14 protein-coding genes are annotated in these 24306 nt (G+C 68.6%); 6 read left to right on the top strand and 8 right to left on the bottom strand.

What is annotated here, in order from left to right; genetic code table 11:
- Positions 1–15 precede the first annotated feature (15 nt).
- The 3 genes from Q0672_RS03840 to Q0672_RS03830 all read right to left on the bottom strand — a co-directional run bounded on the left by Q0672_RS03840 (position 16) and on the right by Q0672_RS03830 (position 5697).
- Positions 16–1260, bottom strand: a complete 1245-nt coding sequence (locus Q0672_RS03840; RefSeq protein ID WP_298619926.1) for a hypothetical protein — start codon at positions 1258–1260, stop codon at positions 16–18.
- 1 nt (position 1261) lies between these two features.
- On the bottom strand, positions 1262–3703 hold the full coding sequence (locus Q0672_RS03835) for an EAL domain-containing protein (RefSeq protein ID WP_298619924.1): 2442 nt from the start codon (positions 3701–3703) through the stop codon (positions 1262–1264).
- Between the two features lie 269 nt (positions 3704–3972).
- Positions 3973–5697, bottom strand: a complete 1725-nt coding sequence (locus Q0672_RS03830; protein ID WP_298619921.1) for a glutamine--tRNA ligase/YqeY domain fusion protein — start codon at positions 5695–5697, stop codon at positions 3973–3975.
- 262 nt (positions 5698–5959) lie between these two features.
- Between Q0672_RS03830 and Q0672_RS03825 the strand changes: the two genes are divergently transcribed.
- From Q0672_RS03825 to Q0672_RS03810, 4 genes are read left to right on the top strand one after another with little or no spacing between them, the layout of a single operon-like run.
- Entirely contained in the window at positions 5960–7984 is a 2025-nt protein-coding gene (locus Q0672_RS03825) for a TonB-dependent receptor (RefSeq protein WP_298619919.1), read from the top strand.
- Between the two features lie 10 nt (positions 7985–7994).
- The gene (locus tag Q0672_RS03820) at positions 7995–8552 is read left to right on the top strand and encodes a YfiR family protein (protein ID WP_298619916.1); all 558 of its coding nucleotides are present in this window, start codon (positions 7995–7997) and stop codon (positions 8550–8552) included.
- A complete protein-coding gene (locus Q0672_RS03815; RefSeq protein ID WP_298619912.1) occupies positions 8552–11305 on the top strand; it encodes a response regulator in 2754 nt (917 codons plus the stop codon). The genes Q0672_RS03820 and Q0672_RS03815 overlap by 1 nt, the downstream gene beginning before the upstream one ends.
- Positions 11302–13449: an EAL domain-containing protein gene (locus Q0672_RS03810; protein ID WP_298619909.1), complete on the top strand. Its 2148-nt coding sequence runs from the start codon at positions 11302–11304 to the stop codon at positions 13447–13449. The genes Q0672_RS03815 and Q0672_RS03810 overlap by 4 nt, the downstream gene beginning before the upstream one ends.
- A 12-nt stretch (positions 13450–13461) precedes the next feature.
- Here Q0672_RS03810 and Q0672_RS03805 read toward each other — a convergent pair whose 3' ends face one another.
- From Q0672_RS03805 to Q0672_RS03785, 5 genes are read right to left on the bottom strand one after another with little or no spacing between them, the layout of a single operon-like run.
- Positions 13462–14784 (bottom strand): HD domain-containing phosphohydrolase, encoded by a 1323-nt coding sequence (locus Q0672_RS03805; protein WP_298619906.1) that lies wholly within the window; start codon positions 14782–14784, stop codon positions 13462–13464.
- Positions 14781–16583 carry an ATP-binding protein gene (locus Q0672_RS03800; RefSeq protein ID WP_298619903.1) on the bottom strand — a complete coding sequence of 601 codons (1803 nt, stop codon included), beginning with the start codon at positions 16581–16583 and terminating at the stop codon, positions 14781–14783. Before Q0672_RS03800 ends, Q0672_RS03805 begins: the two co-directional genes overlap by 4 nt.
- A 7-nt stretch (positions 16584–16590) precedes the next feature.
- On the bottom strand, positions 16591–17430 hold the full coding sequence (locus Q0672_RS03795; protein ID WP_298619900.1) for an HDOD domain-containing protein: 840 nt from the start codon (positions 17428–17430) through the stop codon (positions 16591–16593).
- Positions 17427–17741, bottom strand: coding sequence for a hypothetical protein (locus Q0672_RS03790; protein WP_153161231.1), 315 nt, complete (start codon positions 17739–17741; stop codon positions 17427–17429). Before Q0672_RS03790 ends, Q0672_RS03795 begins: the two co-directional genes overlap by 4 nt.
- Positions 17738–19282, bottom strand: coding sequence for an EAL domain-containing protein (locus Q0672_RS03785; protein ID WP_298619897.1), 1545 nt, complete (start codon positions 19280–19282; stop codon positions 17738–17740). Before Q0672_RS03785 ends, Q0672_RS03790 begins: the two co-directional genes overlap by 4 nt.
- Before the next feature lie 115 nt (positions 19283–19397).
- On the opposite strand from Q0672_RS03785, the gene crcB reads away from it, so the two are divergent.
- Positions 19398–19802, top strand: coding sequence for a fluoride efflux transporter CrcB (gene crcB, locus Q0672_RS03780; protein WP_298619895.1), 405 nt, complete (start codon positions 19398–19400; stop codon positions 19800–19802).
- 27 nt (positions 19803–19829) lie between these two features.
- Positions 19830–23909, top strand: coding sequence for an ATP-dependent RNA helicase HrpA (gene hrpA / locus Q0672_RS03775; protein WP_298619892.1), 4080 nt, complete (start codon positions 19830–19832; stop codon positions 23907–23909).
- Positions 23910–24306: the final 397 nt, after the last annotated feature.

The following is a 24306-nucleotide window of genomic DNA, read 5'->3' as shown; positions in this document are numbered from 1 at the left end:
ATGGTCGGGTGGCCTTCAGAAGACGAAGTCCACCGACAGGCTCAGGACATGGACCGGCGTGGTGGGCCGGAGGTAGTCCGCCAGGGTGTCCGAGGGGAACAGGCCGCGGCTTTGCGGCGCCGGGGTGATGCGTTCGATCTGGCCCTTGAGGGCGATGCGGCGGGCCACGTCCCAGCGGGTGCCGAAGGCGAGGGAGTGCTGGGCGGTGTTGCGGGAGTTGTTGTAGATGCCGACCAGCGGGGCGTGGATGGCCGGCACGGGCGTGCAGAAGGCGGGGGTGTCCTGGTTCTGGTTGGCGTAGGTGACGTAGGGCGTGAACGCGTCGATGCGGTGGCCGACGGTGAGATACCAGCCGTGGGCGGTGGAGATGTAGCGGTCGACCTTGCGCTTGGCGAATTCGGCGATGGTGATCCAGTTATTCTTTTCCCACTGGAAGCCGGCGGAGAAGAACTCGGCGCTGGCGTGGGTGCCGGAGAGCTCGTCGGCGGCATCGGCTTCGCCGGCAGCGATGAGCTGGCGGCGCAGGGCCTGGTGGAAGCCGTCGGTCCAGTTGAGGTGCAGATCGGTGCGGGTGTAGCCGGCCTGGGCGCTGAAGCCGGTGCCGGCCAGGCCGACGCGCAGGGCGCGGGCGTTGCGCAGGCGACCAGAGGCCGAGCGGGTGAGTACGGCGCTCTGACCGACGAGGCCCTGGATCTCCAGGTCCATCTGGCCCAGTGGTGCGCGGTAGATGGCATCGACGCCGTCGAGATCGGAGAAGGGGTTGAGGCTGTAGACCTCGGCCGGCGGGCGCAGCCACGGGGTGGCGTAATTCACGTTCAGGGAGTCGGAGAACATGAAGAACGGGGTGGTGGTGCGGCCAGCCCGCAGGGAGAGGGCTGGCGTGGGGCGGTAGTGCAGGTAGGCCCAGGTGATGTGGGGCGTGTAGTCGTAGCCGGCGGCCTGCCGCGAGACGGCCTGGACGGTGAGGTCGAACTTGTCGGACAGGCGGGCCGTGCCCTGAACGCCGAGGACGCTGTCGGTGGATGGGTCGAAGTTCTGGCCCGGCATGGTGCTGGGCTGGGTGCTGCTGCTGTGGAAGCGGTAGTTGTCCTTGTCGCTGCGGGTGAGCCCGAAGGTGCCGAACCCGGACAGGGCGAAGCGCGGTGGTTCGTCGGCAGCGGATGCGCTGCCGGCGAGGCTGAGAAGGATGGCCGCCAGCAGCGGCCGGAGGTTCCGGCGGCGTCGGGGTGGCAGGGCTGGAGCGTTCTGGAAGCTGTCCATCCTAGACTCCGGTGGGGATGTGTTGCGTGGTGAGCCAGCGGGCGGCCTGGTCTTCGGGCTCGGCGGGGGCGAAGAGGTAGCCCTGGCCGTAGTCGCAGGCGAGTTCGCTGAGGATGTTGGCCTGGGCCTGGGTCTCGATGCACTCGGCAACCACCTGCATGCCCAGTTCGTGGGCGAGGTGGATGGTGGCACCGACGATGGCGCGCAGGCGGGTGTCGTGCTCGATCTCGCGGATGAAGGAGCCGTCGAGCTTGATGGTGTCGCAGGGGATCGAGTGCAGGTAGCTGAGGGACGAGTAGCCGGTGCCGAAGTCGTCGATGAGGATCTTGAGGCCCTTGGCGCGCAGCTTGCCGAGCTGGCTGATGGCGAGTTCCTTGCGGGTGACGAGGGTGCTTTCGGTGACTTCGAGCTTGAGGGTGCTGGGCGGCAGGCCGTGGCGTTCGATGCAGGCGACGACCTGGTCGGCGAGGTCCACCTGCATCAGCTGGCGGGCCGAAAGGTTGACGCTGATGGAGAGGTTTTCGTCGGCGAGGCCCCGCTCGCGCCAGGACTTGAGGCGCGCACAGCTCTGGTCGAGCATCTGCATGCCGAGCTCGTGGACGAGATCGAGGGATTCGGCGACCGGGATGAAGACGTCGGGGCCGATGCGCCGGGCGCTGGCCTGGGGCCACCGGACCAGGGCTTCGAAGCCGGTGGCCTGGCGGGTCTTGAGATCGACGATGGGCTGGAAGTGGGCGACCAGCTGGTGGTCGCGCAGGGCGGCGCGGAGCTGGGATTCGAGCTGCAGATCGCGCATGACCTGCTGGTGCATGGCCGACTGGAATACGGTGATGGTGTTGTCGGCGCTGCGGCGGGAGCGCTGCATGGCGTTGTCGGCGTCGCGCATGAGGTCTTCGGCGTTCTGGAAGCCGCCGCTGCCCAGCGCCACGCCGATGCGCGTCTTGGGATAGAGGATGTGCCCGTTGAGCTCGGCGCTCTCGGCGAGGTGGGTCTGCAGGTTTTCGGAGAAGCGGATGGCTTCGCTGGCGTCGGCGATGTCGTTGAGGAGCACCGCGAATTGATCGCCGCCGACCCGGCCGACCACGTCGCCCGGGCGGGCGAGGGCGCGGATGCGGGCGGCCACGAGGCGCAGCAGGTCGTCGCCAGCGGAGTAGCCAAGGCTGTCGTTGACGACGTGGAAGCGTTCGATGTTGATGTGCAGCACCGCAAACAGGCTGCCGGTGACCCGGTCGGCGTGGCGCAGGGTGTTCTGCAGGTGTTCGGCGAACAGGGCGCGGTTGGCGAGGCCGGTGAGGCCGTCGTGGAGGGCGTCGTAGAGGAGCTGGTCTTCGACGCGCTTGCGCAGGTGGATGTCGCTGATCGAGCCGGCCATCCGCACGGCGCGACCGGTGCGGGGATCGTGGACGGCCATGCCGCAGGTGAGGATCCAGCGGTAGCTGCCGTCGGCGTGAAGGATGCGGTGCTCGATGGTGAGCTGGGTGGATTCGCGCTTGAGGTGGGCGATCATGCGCAGGCGGAAGGCTTCGCGGTCTTCCGGGTGCAGGCGGGCGTAGAGGGCCTGGCTGTCGTCAAGCACGGCGCTGGGCGGGATGCCGAGGATTTCGGCAAAGCGCGGGGCGAAGTAGGTCTTGTCGCCCACGATGTCCCAGTCCCACAGGCCGTCGTTGGCGGCGCGGGTGGCGAGGGCGTAGCGCTCTTCGCTGTTGGCGAGCTGGCGGGCGGTGGCTTCGAGCTCGAGGATGCGTGACTGCAGGGCGCTGGCCATGCGGTTGAAGTGCTGGCACAGCTGGGAGAGTTCGTCCTTGCCTTTTTCGGGCAGGCGGTGGGAGAGCTGGCCGGCGGCGATGGCCTGGCTGCCGCGGAGCAGACGACCCAGGTTGCGGGTCATCAGATAGCCCACGGCACCGAGCAGCAGCAGGGTGAGCAGCACCTCGGCGCTGGCGATGGCGATGCCCTGGCTGAGGATCTGGCGCTTGGCAAGGGTGAGCGCCGCGACGGACACCCCGAACTGCACGAAGCCGACCTGGTTGCGTTCGAGCAATACGGGGCGGCGGACGTGGATGAGGTTGTGGGCGACGCCTGCGTCGACGCCCAGCGCGCTGGCATCGTCGGGGGGCGGGAGGGTCTGCATGTCGGGCAGGCCGGCGCGGACGCGGGTCTTGCCGGTGGCGTCGACGATGCGGACGTAGATCAGGCCTTCGTTGGTTTCGTTGAGCAGTTCGCCGAGGGCGTCCTGCAGATCGTTGTAGCGCCCCTGGGGCACGAAGGTGGCGGTGACGACATTGAGGATGGCTGCGTTCTGGGCGATCAGCGTGTTGAGGCTCGCCGTCGTCGCCTCGTTCATGAGACGCCCGCTGTTGGTGAGCAGCAGCGTGAGCATCACGACCTGGACCACGGTGCTGGCCAGCAGGAGGCGAACGCGGATCGAGAGGTTGCTCAGCATCTGAGGCGGGTATCGTGCAAGGCGAGGGGCATTTGCGACTGGACTTTGCGTTGCCGGGTTACAAAGCGATGAGCCTACGAGGGGCGTCCGGGTGTAATCGGCACTAACGACAGAAGCTTAAGCGGAGCCGGCGCGGGGATCTCCGTATGACAACCGGCGCCCCCCTGCATATATCTTGCGATTATCGCTTGATCCATGCCGGGGCGGGGATGGAAAGACGGGGCCGTGGTGCCGCCACCTGCGTGGCTGGCACCACCTGAACGGCATGTCTATTTCTTCCACGCGTCACGCAGGGTGACAGTGCGGTTGAAGACCGGCGCGCCCTCGACGGAATCGACCCGATCGGCCACGAAGTAGCCGTGGCGCTCGAACTGGAAGCGGGCTTCCGGCTTTGCGGCGCGCAGGGCGGGTTCGAGCTGGGCGGTGATGACCCGCAGGCTGTCCGGATTGATGTCGCTGATGAAATCCCGCTCCAGATCTTCCGGGTCGCCCTCGCGGCGGTTGCCCGGGTAGGCGTGGGCGAACAGCCGGTCGTAGAGGCGCACCTCGGCGGCATAGGCGTGTTCGACGGAAACCCAGTGCAGGTTGCCCTTGACCTTGTAGTTGTCGGCACCGGGCGTGCCGGATTTGGAGTCGGGCAGGTATTCGCACAGCACGGCGGTGATGTTGCCGTCGGCGTCCTTCTCGCAGCCGGTGCACTTGACCACGTAGCCGTAGCGCAGGCGGGCCATGTTGCCCGGATAGAGGCGGTGGTAGCCCTTGACCGGGGTTTCCATGAAGTCTTCGCGCTCGATCCACAGTTCGCGGCCGAAGGGCATCTCGCGCTTGCCGAGTTCGGCGTGGAGCGGGTGGTTGGGGGCGTGGCAGCGCTCGCTCTGGCCGGCGGGGTAGTTGGTGATGATGAGCTTGAGGGGATCAAGCACCGCCACGCGGCGTTCGGCAGCTTCGTTGAGGTGCTCGCGCATGCAGTCTTCGAGCACGCTCATGTCGATCCACGAATCGGCCTTGGAGACGCCGATGCGCTCGGCGAACAGGCGGAAACCTTCGGCGGTGAAGCCGCGGCGGCGGGCGCCGACCAGGGTGGGCAGGCGCGGGTCGTCCCAGCCGGCGACGTGGTTTTCATCGACCAGCTGGATCAGCTTGCGCTTGGAGAGCACCACGTAGGTGAGGTTGAGGCGGGCGAATTCGAGCTGGCGCGGCACCGGGCGGGGGAAGAAACCGCCTTCTGCCAGGTTGTCGAGGAGCCAGTCGTAGAACGGGCGCTGGTCTTCGAACTCGAGGGTGCAGATCGAGTGGGTGATGTCTTCGAGCGCGTCTTCGATGGGGTGCGCGAAGGTGTACATCGGGTACACGCACCAGCGGTCGCCGCTGCGGTGGTGGGTGGCGTGGCGGATGCGGTAGATGGCCGGGTCGCGCAGGTTGATGTTGGGCGAGGCCATGTCGATCTTGGCGCGCAGGATGTGGGTGCCGTCGGGGAACTCGCCGGCCTTCATGCGCTGGAAGAGCTCCAGGTTCTCGGTGACGCTGCGGTTGCGGTAGGGGCTGTCCTTGCCGGGGGCGGACAGCGTGCCGCGGTAGGCGCGCATCTCCTCGGCGGAGAGCGAATCCACGTAGGCCTTGCCGACCATGATGAGGTGCTCGGCCATGGCGTACATCTTGTCGAAGTAATCGGACGCGAAATACAGGTGCTCGGCCCAGTCGAAACCCAGCCACTGGACGGCCTCGATGATGGCGTCCACGTATTCCTGGTCTTCCTTCGTCGGGTTGGTGTCGTCGAAGCGCAGGTGACAGGCGCCGCCGTAGATCTGGGCGAGGCCGAAGTTCAGGCAGATGCTCTTGGCGTGGCCGTAGTGCAGATAGCCGTTGGGCTCCGGCGGGAAGCGGGTTTCGACGCGGCCACCCCATTTGCCGAGGCGGCGGTCTTCGTCAATGATGTTGCGGATGAAGTTGCTGGGTGCTGCGGCGTCGGCGGCCGGCGTGGTTGGAGCGGTCATCTGGGTCGTACCTTGCTTGGCGCGGGCGGTGGTCCGCCGTTGGTCTGAGTAATCCCGGGATTGTAGCCGATGGCGGCCTTTGCGCAGGGTTGCGACAGCTTTGGGGGTGGGCGTGATCTGGTTCATGGGAATGGGTATGCAAATCGGCAAAATCACATGAATGCCAACTGTTTGGCGGCGATGCTTGTGTGATTTTGTTAAAAATGCGAACTTGATGGCTGCGCGCCTTGACTCCATCCGCCCTTTTCCGAGAGCTGCATTGATGCCCTGCAATCGTGTCCGTCTTGTCCTGCCCCTTGCCCTGAGTGTCCAGCTTGCCTGGGCCGACGATGCCGTCCTCGCCGACCTGGCGCTGGAGGATCTCGCCCGTCTCGATGTGGCGACCGTCTCGCGCAAGACGCAGAAGCTCTCGGAGACGCCGGCGGCGGTCACGGTGCTCACCGCCGAGGACATCCGCCGCAGCGGCGCCCGCAGCGTGCCCGAGGCCCTGCGCGAGGTGCCCGGGGTGTCGGTGGCGCAGATCGGTGCCGGTAGCTGGGCGGTGGGTGTGCGCATGGCCGAGGGGCGCTTTTCGAACAAGCTGCTGGTCCAGATCGACGGGCGCAGCGTATACAACCCGCTGTTTTCCGGTGTGTTCTGGGAATCCCTCGATCTGCTGATGGAAGACATCGAGCGCATCGAGGTGGTGCGGGGGCCCGGTGCCTCCCTGTGGGGCGCGAACGCCGTCACCGGGGTGATCAACATCGTGACGCGCAAGGCGACCGCGACCCCGGGCTCGCTGATTTCGGCGCGGGTGGACCATAAGGGCCATCCGGCATTGGCGGTCCGCCAGGGGTTCGACATCGGGGAGCTCGGGGCTGTGCGGGTGTATGCCAAGGGCAGCGAGATGCTGCCATCGCGCAGTGCCGATGGCCGCTCGGAGGTGGATCACAACCGGGGCTGGTCGGCCGGTTTCCGGATGGACAGTGCCGGCTCTGCGGGAAACACCTGGATGGTCCAGGGCAACAGCTTCCGCCGCACCACGTCCGAAAGCCTCGTGACGACGGGGCTTGACGGGTCAGCCGGGCTGTATCCCCTGAGTCTCGAGTTTGAGGGGTCGAGCCTGCTCGGCCGCTACAGCTGGGGGCTGCTCGGTGGTGAGGCATCGGTCCAGACCTACTTTGACAACCTGAACGCATCTGTCGGTGAGTCTGGCCGCGGCGGTATCAGCACCTTCGACCTGGATTTCCAGCACCGCCTCGCGCCGGTCGGGCGGCACGAGTTGATGTGGGGCGCCGGCGGTCGCTATGTGAAGACCGACATCGACGCCGCCACGCCCATCCTGACCATCTCGCCGGCCGAGCGCAGCCTCCAGGTGATGAGCGCCTTCGTGCAGGACGAGATCACCCTTCAGCCGCGCACCTGGAAGGCGACCCTCGGCGCCCGCCTCGAGCACTCGACCCTGTCCCACTTCGAGCCCCAGCCCACCGCCCGCCTGATGTGGACGCCGACCGAATCCGACAGCGTTTGGGCGAACTGGTCGCGGGCCACCCGCACGCCTTCGGTGGGCGAGATCGGTGCGTCGATCCTCTTTGGCGCAAAGCCCACCGGCAATCCGATGTTGCCGATCGTGTTCGTCCGCTCCACGCCGGGGCAGGGCTGGAGCCCCCGTGCCGAACGGGTCGATGCGCTGGAGCTGGGCTATCGTCGCACCCTGCGCAACGGCAGCTTCGAGGCGGTGTTGTTCCACCATGACTACCGCCGTCTGATTGCCGGCTATCTCGATCCGAACGGGCTGATCCTGCCGGGCATCCCGCTGCCGATCCCGCCTTACTTCATTCCGGTCCAGAACATTTTCCGGGGCAACGTCGGCAAGGCCCGATCGACGGGCGTCGAACTGGGGCTGGACTTGCCGGTGAACGACCGCTTCCGTTTCCAGGCGAGCTACACGGCCGTCAACCTCAAGGGCGCCCGCAGCAGCGACCCGGTCACCGATGCGGCGGGGGCCGAGCTTGAAGAGGCCTCTCCGCGATACTGGGGCACCCTGCACGGGGTGATCGGCCTTGCGCGGGGGCACGAGCTTGACCTGATGGTCCGGCGCACCGGCGCCATCACCCACGGCAACGTGCCGGCCCACACGAGCTTCGATGTGCGTTACGGCTGGCGTCCGGGGCCGGGGTTCGAGCTGACGGTCATGGGCATCAACCTGTTCCACAAACAGCACCTCGAATACATGTCGAACTTCCTCCCGACCCAGCCGGCCTACCTGAGCCGGCAGGCCTATGTCCAGGGTGTCTGGCGGTTCTGAGGGAACAGGGGTGATCCGCCGTCTCATGGCCCATCGGGCCCTCAAAATACTCTGCGTCGCGGCTGCCTGCCTCGGCATCGCCCCCGCGTGGGCGATGCAGCCGGGCGAGTACCAGATCAAGGCTGCCTACCTGCTCAACTTTGCGCGCTACGTGGAATGGCCCGCCCAACGCCTGCCGGCCGGCGCGCCGCTGCGGCTGTGCGTGCTCGGCCGCGACCCCTTCGGCGAGGCGCTGTCCGGCCTCGAGGGGCGGCAGGTCAATGGGCATGAAGTGAAGCCGCGTGTCGTCGATGGCGTCGAGATGGCCTCGGACTGCCACCTCGTCTTCATCACCGATTCGGAAGAGCGGCGCGTCGGCCTGCTGCTGCGCGGCCTGGCCGGGCGCAGCGTGCTCACCGTCAGCGACATCGACGGCTTTGCCGAGGCTGGCGGCGGGATCGGGCTGGTGGTGGACGAGCGCCGGGTGCGCTTCGACATCAACCTCACGTCGGTGCAGCGGGAGGGCCTGCGGGCCAGTTCGCAGCTGCTCCGTCACGGCCGCTTCGTGTTCGGCCTGAGGGCTCCCTGATGGCGCAGCTCAAGGATCTGCCCATCGGACGCAAGCTCGGCATCGTTGCCCGGCTGAGCGTGCTGATCGCCCTCGGCGTGGCGCTGCTGACGATCTTCCTGACCGAAGTGAACAGCGAGCTGCGCCGGGCCGACGAGGACGGCCGGATGCTCTCCGAGATCGTCGCCGACAACGCCATCTCGCCCCTGCGCTTCGACGACGCCAAGGTGGCGGTATCGCTGCTCGGCGCCCTGCGTCATCACGAGCGGGTGGCCGCCGCGGTGGTGCTGCGCCCGGATGGCAGCGTGTTTGCCGATTATCCCCTGGGGCTACACGCCGACACGGAGCACCTGGCCAGCCTGCGCGACAACCCGGCCGCGGGCGCGCTCAACTGGCACACCCTCAGCCTGGTCGTCACCAAGCCCCTCGAGAGCGACGGCGAGACCCTCGGCCGGCTGATCCTCGAATTCGACCTGCGCTCCATCGTCGGGCGGCTGGTGCTGTGGCTGGGCCTGGCGCTGCTCGGGCTGGTGGTGGCGCTGATCGCCGCCAGCCTCTTCTCCCGGCGCATGCAGGGGATGATCGTCGAGCCGCTGCAGAAGCTCGCCGACGTGGTGCGGGCGGTGAGCGCCGGCAAGCGCTACGACCTGCGCGCGCCGGCCGGTTACGCCGACGAGGTGGGCGAACTGATCACCGGCTTCAACGGCATGCTGGCCGAGATCGCCAACCGCGACCGGGAGCTGACCCTCCACCGGGAGCGCCTCGCCTCCGAGGTGGCCGCGCGCACCGCCGAGCTGCGGACGATGATGGAACAGGCCGAGGCCGCCAGTCGCGCCAAGACCCAGTTCCTCGCCAACATGAGCCACGAGATCCGCACGCCGATGAACGGCGTGATGGGCATGATCGGCCTGCTCCGCCAGACCTCGCTCGGTGAGCGTCAGAGGCGCTTTGTTGATATGCTGGACGACTCTGCGCGCGCCCTCATGGAAATCATCAACGACGTGCTCGACGTATCCAAGATCGAAGCAGGGCGGCTCGAACTGGAAGCCCTGCCATTCTCCCTGCGGGACACCCTCGATCAGGTGGCGACCCTGTTTGCCACCTCGGCCTACGCCCGTGGCCTGCAGCTTGGCCTGCACGTGGACCGGTGCGTGCCCGACCGGGCCGTGGGCGACGCCCTGCGCGTGCGCCAGGTGCTCAACAACCTGGTCTCCAACGCCCAGAAGTTCACCGAGAAGGGCAGCATCTCCATCGCCGTGCTGCCCGTGCCCTGCGAGCGGGAGGGCGCCCTGCGCCTGCGCATCGAGGTGCGCGACACCGGCATCGGCGTGCCGCGGGAAGCCGGCGCGCGCCTGTTCCAGTCCTTCTCCCAGGCCGACAACTCGATGGCCCGGCGCTTTGGCGGCACCGGGCTGGGGCTGGCCATCGCCCGCCAGCTGGTGGAGCTGATGTCCGGCGAGATCGGCTACGTCACCGAACCGGGCTGCGGCTCGTGCTTCTGGGTGGAATTCGAACTGACCCGCGACGTGGCCGGCGAGACGCAGGAACGCCCGCTGGTCGGCCGCGCGGCCCTGGTGGCGGTGGGCGACTCCCACCTGCGCGACGCAGTGTTGGAGCAGCTCGCCTTTGCCGGTGCACGTTCCGAGCTGGCCTATGACCGTCTGGCGGTGGATGAAATGCTGGCCATCGGCACCGGCTACGACTGGCTGATCGTCGATGCCAGCTTCGACGGCGGCAGCGGGCGGCAGCTGCTCGCAGATCTGCGCTACCGGGCCGGGCGCCCGGCCCTCGCGGCGATCGTCGGCATCGGCCGCGAAGAAGTCGCCGCGATGCGCGACATCGGCGCCGAGATCATCCTCAGCCGGCCCGTCACCAGCAACGAGATCCGCCAGGGGCTGGCGGGCGCCAGGCCGGCCGATGTGGCGCCGCCGGTCGGCCACAAGCTGGCCGCGCACCTGCTGGTGGTCGAGGATCACCCGGTCAACCGCGAGGTGGCGGTGGCGGTGCTCCAATCCCTCGGCTGCCGGGTGTCGGTGGCGGTGGATGGGCGCGACGCAGTGGAAGCCTGCCGCCGGCAGCGCTTCGATCTGGTGCTGATGGACATCCAGATGCCCGAGATGGACGGCCGTCAGGCCACTCAGGCGATCCGCGTCGACGAAAAGGCCCGCGGCCTGCCGCGGATGCCCATCATCGCCCTGACCGCCAACGCCCTGCGTGAAGACCGCGACGCCTGCCTCGCGGCGGGCATGGACGACTACGTGGTGAAGCCGGTTTCCGGCGAACAGCTGTGGGTGGTGCTGAGCCGCTGGCTGCGGGCAACCCTGCCGCCCGATCCCCCGCCCGCTCCGGCGGCCCCCGCGGCCCCTGCAGCCAGCCCGAACGCCGAGCCGGTGCTCGACATGAACATGCTGATGGGCCTGCCCGGCGTCAATGGACGGCGGGACGCGCCGATGCTCAAGCGCATCCTGACGCTGTTCATCAGCGAAACCGACCGCAACGTGGGTGGTATCGTCGATGGCGCTGCGGCCGGCGACACCGCCGCCGTGCAGCGCCTCGCCCACAAGATGAAATCCGCCTGCCTGGCGATGGGGGCGGTGCAGCTGGGCGTGCGCGCCCGGGCCCTGGATGAACGGACGAAGGCTGGCGTGCAGCCCGACGCCACCGACGCCGCACGGCTCACCGACGCCTGGGACGCCTGCAAGCGGCGCCTGGTGGAGGAAGGGCTTGCGAGCCTGGACGAGATTACCCGGGTGGAAGGCCCGATCAACCCATGACGGCGACACCCAATCCCCACATCCTGGTCGTGGACGACGACCCCCTGACCCGCATGATGGCCACCGAGGCCCTCCGCGAAGGCGGCTTTGCCACCTCCGAGGCCGAAGACGGCGTGCGGGCGCTGGCGGCCTTCGAGGCATTGCACCCGGATCTGGTCCTCCTCGACGTGATGATGCCGGGCCTCACGGGCTTCGAGGTGTGCCGCCGCGTGCGCGCCACCCCGGCCGGCGAGCTGGTGCCGATCATCATGCTCACCGGCCTCGACGACAGCGAATCGGTGGAGCAGGCCTTCGACGCCGGCGCCACCGACTTCATCTCCAAGCCGATCAACTGGACGCTGCTGCGCTTCCGCATCCGCTACGTGCTGCGCTCGGCCCAGTTGCTCAAGGAGCTCGTGCGCAACAAGGAGAGCCTCTCCAGCGCCCAGCGCATTGCCCGCCTGGGCAGCTGGGAGTGGTTCGTGCCGGCCGACGAGGTGCAGCGTTCGGCCCAGTATTACCGGCTGTTCGGCCAGCAGGTCGAAACCTTCGGCGACGGCATGGAATCGCTGGTGAACCACGTCTATGGCCCCGACCGGCAGATGGTCGGCGCGGCCCTGGCCGGCGCGCGCAAGGGCGTGGGCTACCAGCTGACCTACCGCGTCGTATGGCCCGACGGCAGCGTGCGCACCCTCCTCGAGACGGCGGAGCGCACCGACGAAGCCGGCGATCCCCAGTCCATCCTCATGGAGGGCAGCGTGCAGGACATCACCGAGCAGGTCGAGGCCCAGCGGCGCATCCGCCAGCTCGCCTATTTCGATCCGCTCACCGGCCTGCCGAACCGCGAGTTCTTCCGGGAGAGCCTGCTCTCCGCCGCCGCCCGCTGCCTGCGCAACGACAGCCGCTGCGCGGTGATGGTGGTGGATATCGACCGCTTCGCGCGGATCAACGACAGCCTGGGCCCCGAGCGGGGCGACCAGGTGCTGCAGGTGATCGGTCATCGCCTGCGCGAACGCATGGGCGACCGCACGCCTGCCGAGCCGGCGGGTGGCGGCGGGCTGCCGCGGCTCAAGGTGGCCCGCCTGGCGGCCGACGAGTTCGGCATCCTGGTGAGCGATGCGGGTTCGGTGGACGAGGTGCTGGCCACCGCCCACGAGCTGCTCCAGGTGGTGCAGGCGCCGATCCGCGTGCCCGGGCAGGACATCACCCTGTCGGCCCGGGTGGGCGTGGCGGTGATGCCCGACCACGCCACCGAGGCCGAGGCGATCCTGAAGGCCGCCGAGACGGCCCTCAACCGGGCCAAGCGCGTGACCCGCGAATCGGTGGCGCTGTTCTCGGAAGAGATGAAGGTGGCGGCCTTCCTGCGTTTCACGCTGGAGGGCGACCTGCGCCGGGCCATCGGCGAAGAAGAGCTGCAGGTGCTCTACCAGCCCATCGTCGATGTGGCGCAGAAGGCCATCGTGAAGGCCGAGGCGCTGGTGCGCTGGCCGCACCTGGCCCGCGGCTCGGTGCCGCCGCCCGAGTTCATCTCCCTGGCCGAGGAAACCGGGATGATCGTGCCGCTCACCCGCGCGGTGATGGAGCGGGTGTGCAACGACATCGCCGAGCTGGGCGATGCGCTGCCGCCGGATTTCCGGGTCAGCATCAACCTGTCGGGCGTGAACTTCATGGACGCCCAGCTGATCCCCACCGTGCGGGCGGTGCTCGACGGCGCCGGCGTGCCGGCCTCGCGGATCGAGTTCGAGCTGACCGAAACGGTGCTGATGCGCGATCTCGACTACGCCACGCTCATCCTCGCCCAGCTGCGGGAGATGGGCATCCGGGTGGCGGTGGATGATTTCGGCACGGGCTACTCGTCGCTGGCCTACCTGCGCCGGCTGGCGGTGAATACCCTTAAGATCGACCGCTCGTTCGTGGGCGAACTGAACGAAGGGCAGGGCGTGGCGATCGTCAAGGCGGTGATCGGCCTCGCGCACAGCCTGGGGCTGGAGGTGGTCGCCGAGGGCGTCGAGACGGCCGCCCAGCTGGAGGCCCTGCGCGAGCAGGGCTGCGACCTGATCCAGGGTTACCTGTTTGCCCGGCCCATGTCGAGCCGGGCGCTGGCCCAGTCCCTCAGCCGCGCCTGCGTGGTGCTGCCCCAGAGCCCGGCGCCGGCCGAGGAGTGACCGGACCGCGCCTCAGCGCCGTTCGGGCTGGATGGCGATGTTGAGGCGCACGCCTTCCGACGCCTCCAGTTCGCGCAGCTGGCGGATCAGGTTTTCGTCGAGCACGAAGTCCGCCGCCAGCAGCATTACCCCGTCGCGGGTCACCAGATCGCGGGCCAGCACCATGCCGGGCCGCAGGGACGTGGCGGTCACTTCGTTCATGGGGGGCGGCATGTTCTCGGCGGTTGACCCGAGCACCTCCAGGAAGGCATCCACTACCTGCGGGCAGTAGCGCTTGCCGCGGTTCTGCTGGATCAGGGTGATCGCCTCGGCGGGCTTGAGCTTGCGCGGCGAGAGGGTGCCGCTCTGCATGTCGTCGTAGTCGTTCACCACCGCGATCACCCGTGCGCCGTACGGGATCGCCAGCCCTGACAGGTGATCCGGGTAGCCCTGGCCGTCCCAGCGTTCGTGGTGGCTGCGGATCAGGGTGGCGGCGCCGCGCATGTTCTCGAGGCCCATCAGGGCGGCCTGGCCGGTGATCGGGTGCTTGCGCATCACCCCGAGCTCGTCGCCGGTCATGTGGGAGACCGGTTTGGCGAGCAGATCGTCGGGCAGGCCGATCTTGCCGATGTCGTGGAGCAGGCCGGCCAGCATCACGTCCTGGACTTCGGCCGGTGCAAAATTCAGGCGGACGGCGACCTTGCGCGCCAGATCGGCGACCCGCTTGGCGTGGCCGGCGTTGCTGCCTTCGCGCAGCTCGATGAGATTCGAGAACACGCGGATCGAGGTGAGGAAGTTCTGCTTGAGCTTCTCATGGGCGCTCTTGAGTTCGGCGGTGCGGGCTTCGACCTTTTGCTCGAGGCTGGCGTTGAGCGATTTCAGCTCGTCATTCTGCTTCTGGGTGAGGGCTTCGAGGCGGGCCTTCTCGCGGGTCAGGGCCTGGCGTTCGAGGGCCTCGCGGACGGTGAGCAGCACGTCCTGGTCGTTCCAGGGCTTGGAGATGTAACGGGTGATCTGGCCGCTGTTGATGGCCGCGACGGTCGATTCCATGTCGGCGTAGCCGGTGAGCAGCAGGCGCACGGTGTCCGGGTGGCGCTTGCGGGCTTCGGCCAGGAAGGCGGCGCCGTCCATCACCGGCATGCGCATGTCGGAGATGATCAGATCCACGTGCTCGCGGTCGAGCAGCTCGAGGCCTTCCGCGCCGCTGTTGGCCACATGCACGGTGTAGCCGTGGGGGCGGAACAGCCGGCGCAGGGCCGACAGGATGTTGGCTTCGTCATCTACGCACAGGATCGAGAAGGCGGGGGCGGGCGCCGCGCTCCGGTCGGGCGTGGCGGGGGCGGTGGCAAGGGTCATGGGGATACTCCCGGTACGGCCATGTGATGGACGGGCAGGGTGATACGGAAGCAGGTGCCGGTTTCCGGCGAGCTGCTGGCGGTGATGTGGCCGTGGTGCTTCTGCACGATGCCGTAGGAGAGTGACAGGCCGAGGCCGGTGCCCTTGCCCACGGGCTTGGTGGTGAAGAAGGGGTCGAAGATGCGGTCGAGGACGTCCGGCGGGATGCCGCTGCCGTCGTCGGCGATCTCGATCCACACCGTGTCGCCGTCGTGGCCGGTACGGACGTGGATCGTGCCGCGCCGGTTGTCCGGCATGGCCTGGGCGGCGTTCACGAAGAGGTTCATGAACACCTGGTTGAGCTGGGAGGGCAGGCACTCCACCACGGGCAGCGTGCCGTATTCGCGCACCACGTCAGCCTTGTACTTGATCTCGTTGCTGGCGATGTTGAGGGTGCTGTCGAGGCCCTGGTGGATGTCGGCGGGCTGCCAGTCCTGGCTGGCGTCGGTGCGCGAGAAATCACGCAGGTCCTGGACGATCTTGCGGACCCGGGCGGTGCCTTCGGCAGATTCGCTGATGAGCTCGCCGATGTCGTCGCGCAGGTAGGTGAAGTCCACCGCGCGCTTCACGGTTTCGATGGCATCGGCGTCGGCGGGCGGCAGGGCGCTTCGGTGGGCTTCGTAGGCATCGAGCACCTCCAGCAGCTGGCCGACGTAGGTCTTCAGGCTGTGCAGGTTGGAATTGACGTAGCCGATGGGGTTGTTGATCTCGTGGGCGACGCCGGCGGCGAGCTGGCCGATGGAGGCCATCTTTTCGGACTGGACAAGCTGCTGCTGGGTGTCGTGGAGCCGGCAGTTGAGATCGGTGAGTTCGACATAGCGCTTGAGGAGCTCGGTCTCGGCCATCTCGCGGCGGGCGATGTCCTCCTCGAGGGTGGCCTTGGCGTCCTGCAGGTCGCGGGTGCGCTGGACGACGGTGGCTTCCAGGTCGGCGCGCATCTGCAGCAGGGCGTTTTCGGCGTTCTTGCGTTCGGTGATGTCCTGCAGGGTTTCGATGGCGCCGATCATGGTGCCTTCGGCGTTGTGGAGCGGGGCCGCGGTGAAGTACAGCCAGCGCCCGGTGCCGCCCACGCGGGGGAAGAAGTCCTCGGCCTCGTAGGCGCCGGTGATGACCTGCGAGCGGCGCAGGTTCTTGGTGCCGTACAGCCCGATGATCTCGTCCACGGTGCCCGACACGATGAGGTCGGCGAGGATCGGGCGTTCGCTGTCGTAGAAGGCCTCCCACTGGCGGCGGGTGCCGACCATCGCTGCGGCGGGCTGCCCGAGGATCTGTTCGCAGGCGCGGTTCCAGTGGGTGACCACGTGGCTGGCGTCGATCACCAGGGTGGGCACCGGGTCGCCGTCGATGATCTGGGCGAGTAGCTGCTTGGCCTGCTTCTGGGCGGCTTCGGCGAGCTTGCGGTCGGTGATGTCCACCAGGCTGCACACGGCCGTGCATTGGCCGTCGATGTCGGTGCGGGCGATGGACAGCTCGACCCAGCGCGTCTCGCCGGTGCGGGTGACAATGTCGGTCTCGTGGCGGTTCGGCGGGGCGTCCTTGATGGCGCTCCGCGCCAGCTCGCAGACGCAGTCCCGGACACCTGCCGGGAACAGCCGCGAGAAGGGCATCCGGGCGAGTTCGGCCTCTTCGTAGCCGGTGAGCCGGGTGAAGGCCTGATTGGCGAACAGGATGGTGCCGCCCCGGTGCAGGGCAAGGGCTGTCGCCACGCACTCGGCGAGGGGGAACAGGCTGGCCTGGAGGGAGTAGGTGGGGGCGCTCATCGGGTGTTCAGCCGAGCAGGGGAAGGTGGGCCTCGAAGCGCCCGTGGGTTTCGGCCAGCACGGCGGTGAGGGTTTGCCAGTCGAGCCCGAGGGCGTCGATGGCGGCAGGCTGCAGCCGGGCCATCTGGGTGTTCTCGGCGCCTTCCAGGTCGAGCGCCTTGGCGATGCCGTCGGCGTAGTGGATGATCGCCGCGAGGCTGCCCGGTGCGGTCTGCGCCGGGTTGTGGTGGAAGGCCAGGGCCTCGACGATATCGGCCGGGAAGTTCCAGTGCTGGGCGATGGCGGCGCCGACGGCGGTGTGGTCGCAGCCGAAGATCTCGGTCTCCACGTCCACCAGGTGGCAGTCCCGTTCGGTGGCGATCTGGATGACCCGGGCGAAGCCCTCGGGGTTGGCCGACAGCATCACCAGCCGGCCGATGTCGTGGAGCAGGCCGGCGATGAACAGGCTCTCCGGCTTGCGGCGCAGGGGGCGGGCCAGGGCCTGGGCGGCGACGGCGGTGCCCAGCACGTGGCGCCAGAAGCGGTCGGCGGAGAACCCGGCGCACTTGCCGGCCGGCAGGGTGGTGACCACCGCACTGGTCAGCACCAGCGAGCGCACTGCCGAGAAGCCGAGCACGACAATGGCGTCGTGGATCGAGCCGACGCGCATCTGCAGGCCGTAGAAGGGTGAGTTGGCCACCCGCAGCACGCGGGCGGTGATGGCCTGGTCGCGGGCGATGCGGCTGGCCAGGGCGTCCACGTCGGGGTCGCCGCCGGAGAGGGTCTGGAGCAGCTCCAGTGCCACCGCCGGCATGGCCGGCAGGCTGTGGATGTGGCTGACGATGTCGGCGAGGCTCGGCTGGCTCACTTCAGTTGCTCCTCGCGGAAGGCCAGCACCGCGTGCAGCAGGGGCTGGGCGGCCGGGTCGTCGGCGGTGTGGCGGAAGATGTGCATCACCCGTGCCCGGGCGGCTTCCCGCTGGCGGGCCTTGGCGTCCGGCGCCTCGGGCGGCGTGATGGAGAGCTTGTCGATGCCGCGCCGGCGCAGGCTTTCGATGTGGTTTTCGGCCAGGGTCAGCCCGGCCGGCAGCAGCACCTGGCCGTTGCGGTCCACCACCGCAGCCGCCAGCGCCATGCCGGGCTGGACTTCGTCGAGGGGGCGTTCGAGGGCGTCGCTCATGGGGACTTCGTCGTCCGGTTGAAGGTCAGCAGCGTGCCGCGGGTACTGCGGCTGCCGCCGAGGGGATGAACTTCGATGCGGCCGCCCAGTTCCGGGCAGTCGACCCCGTCGCCATCGCTGGCGGCGCTGATCTGTTCGAGCAGGCCCGCGGGCAGCACCTCGACGGCGTCCAGGCCGATGAGTGGTGCCCGTCCGGGGAACAGCCGCTCGGCGGCGCCGTTGGCCAGGGCGATCATGCCCGTCGGGTCGAGGCCCATCAGCGGCAGTGGGATGGTGGCGAGGGCTTCCTGGGCCAGCCCGAGGGAGGCTTCGCCCATGCCCAGGCGGCGCTCCCGGTCGGCCAGCACGCACTTGAGCTGGGCGTTGATGCGTTCGAGCTCGCTGTTGGCCCGGGAGAGCTCCGCGGACAGGCGGCGGTTCTCGTCGGACAGCAGCTTGCGGCGGAAAGCCTCGTCGATGTTGGCGACGAGCATCGCGTCGTCCCACGGCTTGGTGAGGAACTTGTAGATCGCGCCTTCGTTGATGGCGTCGGTGACCGACTGCAGGTCGGTGTAGCCGGAGAGCACCATGCGCACGGTGTCGGGTGCCATGTCCTTGGCCTTGCGCAGGAACTCCACGCCGGTCATGCCCGGCATGCGCTGGTCGGAGATGATCACGTCCACGCTGTGGGTGGCCAGCAGCTCGAGGCCTTCCTTGCCGCTGGTGGCGGTGAGGATGGTGTAGCCCTCGCGGCGCAGCAGCCGGCGCAGGGAGGCGAGGATGTTGCTCTCGTCGTCCACCAGCAGCAGGGTGCGTTCGGTGTCGGCGGCGCGCTGGAGGTTGCCCTCAATGCGCAGGCCGGCCTTCATCAGGGCCTCGAAGCGCGCTGCGGGTTCGGGTGCGCCGAACAGCGGGCCGCGGGTCTCGTCGCAGCCGGCGGCGGTCATCACCGAGGCGGTGTGGGCGTCCACGATGCCGGCGGCGCACACCGACAGCCCCATCTTGTGGGCGCGGTTGACCAGCGCCCGGACGATGGCCACGCCTTCCGGGTCGACCACCACGTCCTGCACCAGCCGCGAGGGCACGTCGAGGCTGTCCAGCGGCAGGCGGCGGGCCCACGCCAGATGGGCGTTGGCCGGGCTGGCGGCGTCGATGGACAGGCGGATGCCGAAGCGCTTGAGGTGCTGGAGGGCGGCCTCCTCGGCGTCGGTGAGGGTGTCGCCGCTGGTGATGATCGCGAATTCGAGGGAGCAGGGCGTGAGCTGGGTGTCCAGCAGCACGCGGGAGAGTTCCTGGGCGAAGGCCGGGTCGCACAGGGCGTCGAGGCGGGCGCCCAGCGACAGCACGAAAGGCCGCGTGCGGCCGCGGGTCCAGGCGACCACCTGGGTGCAGGCGGCGCGCAGGGCAAGCACATCCCCGGCCGAGGCGATCGCCGCATCGACAGGGCCCGCCGGCCCGGTGACGTGGAGCCGGGCTCCCGCAAGCTCGCCGCTGCTGCATTCGAAGCGGGGCTGGTAGGCCAGCGGGTCGGGCGATTCGGGGATTTGGCTGAGGTGTTCCATCTTTCCTCCAGAGTACGTGGCGGTGCCGGCCGCCACGCCAGCTGACAGGCTATCGGCCGAAGTCGCGCGGTCTTTAGCGGGCAACGACGGGGCGGGCGGGTTAAAATCCTGGCCCATGTCCGATCACGCCCACCATTTTCCCGTCCTTGCCCTCGTCGCCATCGGTGTCGGTGCTGCGCTGGGTGCCTGGCTGCGCTGGTGGCTGGGGCTGCGCCTCAACCCACTGTTCGCCCACATGCCGCTGGGCACCCTGGTGGCCAACCTGCTGGGGGGCTACCTCGTCGGCGTGGCGGTGGCGTGGTTTGCCCTGCGCACCGATCTGCCGCCCGAGGCGCGACTTTTCATCGTGACCGGCTTTCTCGGCGGGCTGACCACCTTCTCGTCCTTCTCGGCCGAGGTCGTCCATCTCATCGACACCGCCCGCTACGCCTGGGCCCTGGGCGCCGCCGCGCTGCACCTGGGCGGCTCCCTGTCCATGACCGCCCTCGGGATGTGGACCGTCCACGTCCTGCGCGCCTGACCTCCCGCTTTCCTGCTGCACCTCCGCATGGCTTCTCCGCAAGACTCCCAAGACCCGTATCGCCTGCTCGAACACTGCCTGTCGGCCGATCGCCCGCGCCTGCGCCGGGATCTGCGCAAGCTCGCCCGCCGGCCGCGCACCCTGGCTGACGTGCCCGAGGCGCTGCGCCTCGCCATCGCCGATTCCGCCGCGAAGCTGATCGCCCGCCGCGAGGCGCTGCCGAAGCCGGATTTTCCGCCGGATCTGCCCGTCAACCAGCGCCGGGACGAGATCGCCGCGGCGATCCGCGACAACCAGGTGGTGATCGTCTGCGGCGAGACCGGCTCGGGCAAGACCACCCAGCTGCCCAAGATTTGCCTCGAGCTTGGCCGTGGCGTGTCCGGCCTCATCGGCCACACCCAGCCCCGGCGGATCGCCGCCCGGGCCACCGCCACCCGCATCGCGCAAGAGCTCAAGAGCGAGCTCGGCGCCACCGTCGGCTTCAAGATCCGCTTCACCGACCGCATCGGTCCCCAGAGCTACATCAAGCTGATGACCGACGGCATCCTGCTCGCCGAGACCCAGGGCGACCCGCTGCTGTCGGCCTACGACACGCTGATCATCGACGAGGCCCACGAGCGCAGCCTCAACATTGATTTTTTGCTCGGCTACCTGCGCCAGCTGCTCGTCAAGCGGCCGGACATGAAGCTGATCGTCACCTCGGCCACGCTGGACGCCGAGCGCTTCGCCCGTCACTTCGGCACGGCCGACAAGCCCGCGCCGGTGATCGAAGTCTCCGGCAGGCTTTACCCCATCGAGATGCGCTACCGGCCCGTCGAGCGCGACGAGCCCAAGCCGGCCCGCCCGGGCGAACCCGCCCCGCGCCAGGACAGCCGCGGCCCCGACCGCGACCTCTACGACGCGCTGGTGGATGCCGTGGACGAAGCCCACCGCAGCGGCCCCGGCGACGTGCTGGTGTTTCTGCCCGGCGAGCGCGAGATCCGCGAGGCCGCCGAGGCCCTGCGCAAGGCCCACCATGCTGCCGGCACCGAGGTGCTGCCGCTCTTCGCCCGCCAGTCGGCCCAGGAGCAGGCGCGGGTGTTCGCGCCCTCCAAGGGCCGCCGGGTGGTGCTGGCCACCAACGTGGCCGAAACCTCGCTCACCGTGCCGGGCATCCGCTACGTGGTCGATACCGGCCTCGCGCGGGTCAAGCGCTACAGCCACCGCAACAAGGTCGAGCAACTGCAGATCGAGAAGATCGCCCAGTCGGCGGCCCGCCAGCGCGCCGGCCGCTGCGGCCGGGTGAGTGACGGCATCTGCTTCCGGCTCTACGACGAGGACGACTTCAACAAGCGCCCGGCCCACACCGATCCGGAAATCCTGCGCTCGTCCCTGGCCGGCGTGATCCTGCGGATGAAGTCCCTCAAGCTGGGCGAGGTGGCCGAGTTCCCCTTCATCGACGCGCCGCTGCCGCGCATGGTGGCCGACGGCTACCAGCTGCTGGCCGAGCTGGGCGCCGTCGAGGAGAAGGACGGCGAGGCGGTGATGAACCTCACCCCCATCGGCCGCGAGCTCGCCAAGCTGCCCCTCGACCCGAAGATCGGCCGGATGATCCTCGCCGCGCGGGATCGTGGCAGCCTCGCCGAAGTGCTGGTGATCGCCGCGGCGCTGTCGACGCAAGACGTGCGCGAACGCCCGCCCGAGCGTCAGGCCGCCGCCGACCAGGCCCACGCCCGCTTCCGCGGCCCGGAGCAGGAGCAGGAGCAGAAATCCGAGTTCCTGTGGTACTGGAACCTCTGGAAGGCCTGGGAGGAAGTCCAGCGCCACGAAACATCGAGCAAGCAGAAAGCGTGGTGCAAGAGCAACTTTCTGTCGTGGCTGCGCCTGCGCGAATGGCGCGACGTGTTCACCCAGCTCCACACCCTGTGCGCCGAGCACGGCTGGAAAGAGAACGACAAGCCCGCGAGCTTCGAGGACATCCACAAGGCGCTGCTCACCGGCCTGCTGGGGCACGTGGGCTGCAAGATCGAGGACGCCTCGGGCCCCGCTGCGGGCAGCTACCTGGGCGCCCGCGGCATCAAGTTCTGGCCCCATCCAGGCTCCGCCATCGCCAAGAAGGCCGGCAAGTGGATCATGTGCGCCGAGCTGGTGGATACATCGCGGCTGTTCGGCCGCTGCCTTGCCCGCATCGAGCCCGAGTGGCTGGAGGAAGTGGGTGGCCACCTGCTCAAGCGCAATGTCTCCGAGCCCCACTGGTCGAAGGCCAGCGGCGCGGTGCGCGGCTGGGAGCGGGGCACGCTGTACGGCCTCACGGTGTATCCGCGCCGGGGTGTGAGCTACCGCGAGATCGACCCGGCCCTGTGCCGCGAGCTGTTCATCCGCGAAGGGCTGGTGCAGGGCGAGATCGCCGAAGGCCCGGCCCGCGGGATGGCCTTCCTGGGCCACAACCGCCGGCTGATGGCCGAGATCGAGCGGCTGGAGCACAAATCCCGCCGGCCCGACGTGCTGGTGGATGAAGAGCTGATCTACGCCTTCTACGACGCCAAGCTGCCGCCCGAGGTGCTCGACCTCGCCAGCTTCGAGGCCTGGCGCAAGGCCGCCGAGAAGAAGGCGCCCAAGGTGCTGCAGCTCACCCGCGACCAGCTGATGCGCCACGACGCGGAAGGCATCACCACCGACCGCTTCCCGTCCAGCCTGGAGGTGCTCGGCCAGAAGCTCAAGCTCGCCTATCTGCACGAGCCCGGCGAGGCCGACGACGGCGTGACGCTCACCGTGCCGCTGGCGATGCTCAACCAGATCCCCGCCAACCGCTGCGAGTGGCTGGTGCCCGGCCTGCTGGAAGAGAAGGTCACCGCGCTGCTGCGCACCGTGCCGCAAAAACACCGACACCGCCTGCAGCCGATGGCCGACAGCGCGGCGGATTTCATGGCCAAGTTCGACGCCGGCGAGTTCGACCTGGACGACCCGCTCATCAAGGCGCTGCAGCGTTTCGTGGAAGAGCGCGTGTCGCTCAAGCTGCCGATGGAGAGCTTCCGGCCCGAGAACCTCAACCCGCACTGCTTCATGAACTTCCGGGTGCAGGACGAGCACGGCCGCATCCTCGGCCAGTCGCGCAATCTGGCCGAGCTGCGCACCAGGTTCCGCGATCAGGTGGCGGCGCGCTTCCAGAGTGCGCGCATCGTGCCGGCGGCCGAACCCGCCGCCCCGGCCCCGAAGAAGGGGGCCGAGCCTGCGCCCGGAAAGGCTGCCGCGCCCGCGCCTGCGGCCGACAAGCAGCTTGCCGGCTTCACCGACTGGACCTTCGGCCCGCTGCCCGAGCTGCTGGAGGTGAAGGTCGCCGGCCGCGAGATCGTCGGCTTTCCGGCGCTGCATGACGATGGCGCCAGCGTCTCGCTGCGCCCCTACGACACGCCGGAAGAAGCCGCCAAGGTGCACCGCGGCGGTCTCGCGCGGCTCTTCGCGCTGGCGCTGTCGGCCCAGGTGAAGGCCATCGAGAAGCTGCCGGGCATCCGCGAACTGGCGCTGCAGTTCATCAGCTACGGCTCCGAAGCGGAGCTCAAGGCCCAGCTCGTCACCGCCACCCTGGAGCGCTGCTGCCTGCTCGAACCGCTGCCGACGGATGCCGACAGCTTCGGCAAGCGCTGCCAGGAAGCCAAGCCGCGCATCACCCTGGTGGCCCAGGAGCTCATGCGCCTCACCGGCCAGCTGATCGTCGAGCACGGCACGCTCACCAAGCGCCTCGCCGGCCTCAAGACTTTCCCGGACGTGGTGGCCGACATCAACGCCCAGGTGGCCAAGCTGATGCCGAAGCACTTCCTGGTCGCGCTGCCCTACGAACGCATCGCCCAGATCCCGCGCTACCTCAAGGGCGCCACGGTGCGCATCGACAAGCTGCGCAACAACCCCGCGCGGGACGCCGAGTTGATGGCCGACTGGAAGAAGCTCGCCCAGCCCTTCGAGCGGGAATGGCTCGCCAAGGCCAAGGCCGGCGTCACCGACCCGCAGCTGGAGGAGTTCCGCTGGCTGCTGGAAGAGCTGCGCGTGGGCCTGTTCGCCCAGGAGCTCCGGACGCCCATGCCGGTGTCGGTCAAGCGCCTGCAGAAGATCTGGGAAAGCCGGCCGCGCTGAGGGGCGGTTTTCTCCGCCGGATGCGCTCCGCGATGCCAGGGTGTGATGAAGTTGGCAGCGCGGAGGGCGACCGGGTTTTGCACTGCCGATCGACATCTTATAATTTGTTAAATGTTGTGAACGACATGGCGCTGTCCGGCTGGGCCATGTGGCCGCGACTTTGACGGGCAGGGTTCCATGGGCAACCCAGAACGTGCCGCCGCGCTGTTCAAGCGCTGTTCAAGATTAGCCTGAGGCGGACGTTATCAAGGGCCGGGACACGGATTTTTCAGGGAGCAGGCCGCCAGGCCGGGCTTCTTGGGGCAAGGAATTCCGCTGGCACAGCCGGAGAAAATCGGCTTGCAGTGGGGGCGAGGAAAACGGGGAGGCGAAAGCCTCCCCGTTTTCCTTTCCACGT

It is taken from the genome of uncultured Zoogloea sp. (assembly GCF_937894855.1).
GTDB classification, from domain to species: domain Bacteria; phylum Pseudomonadota; class Gammaproteobacteria; order Burkholderiales; family Rhodocyclaceae; genus Zoogloea; species Zoogloea oryzae.
The sequence above is the reverse complement of the archived record's forward strand: the minus strand, read 5'-3'. Positions and strand labels throughout refer to the sequence as shown.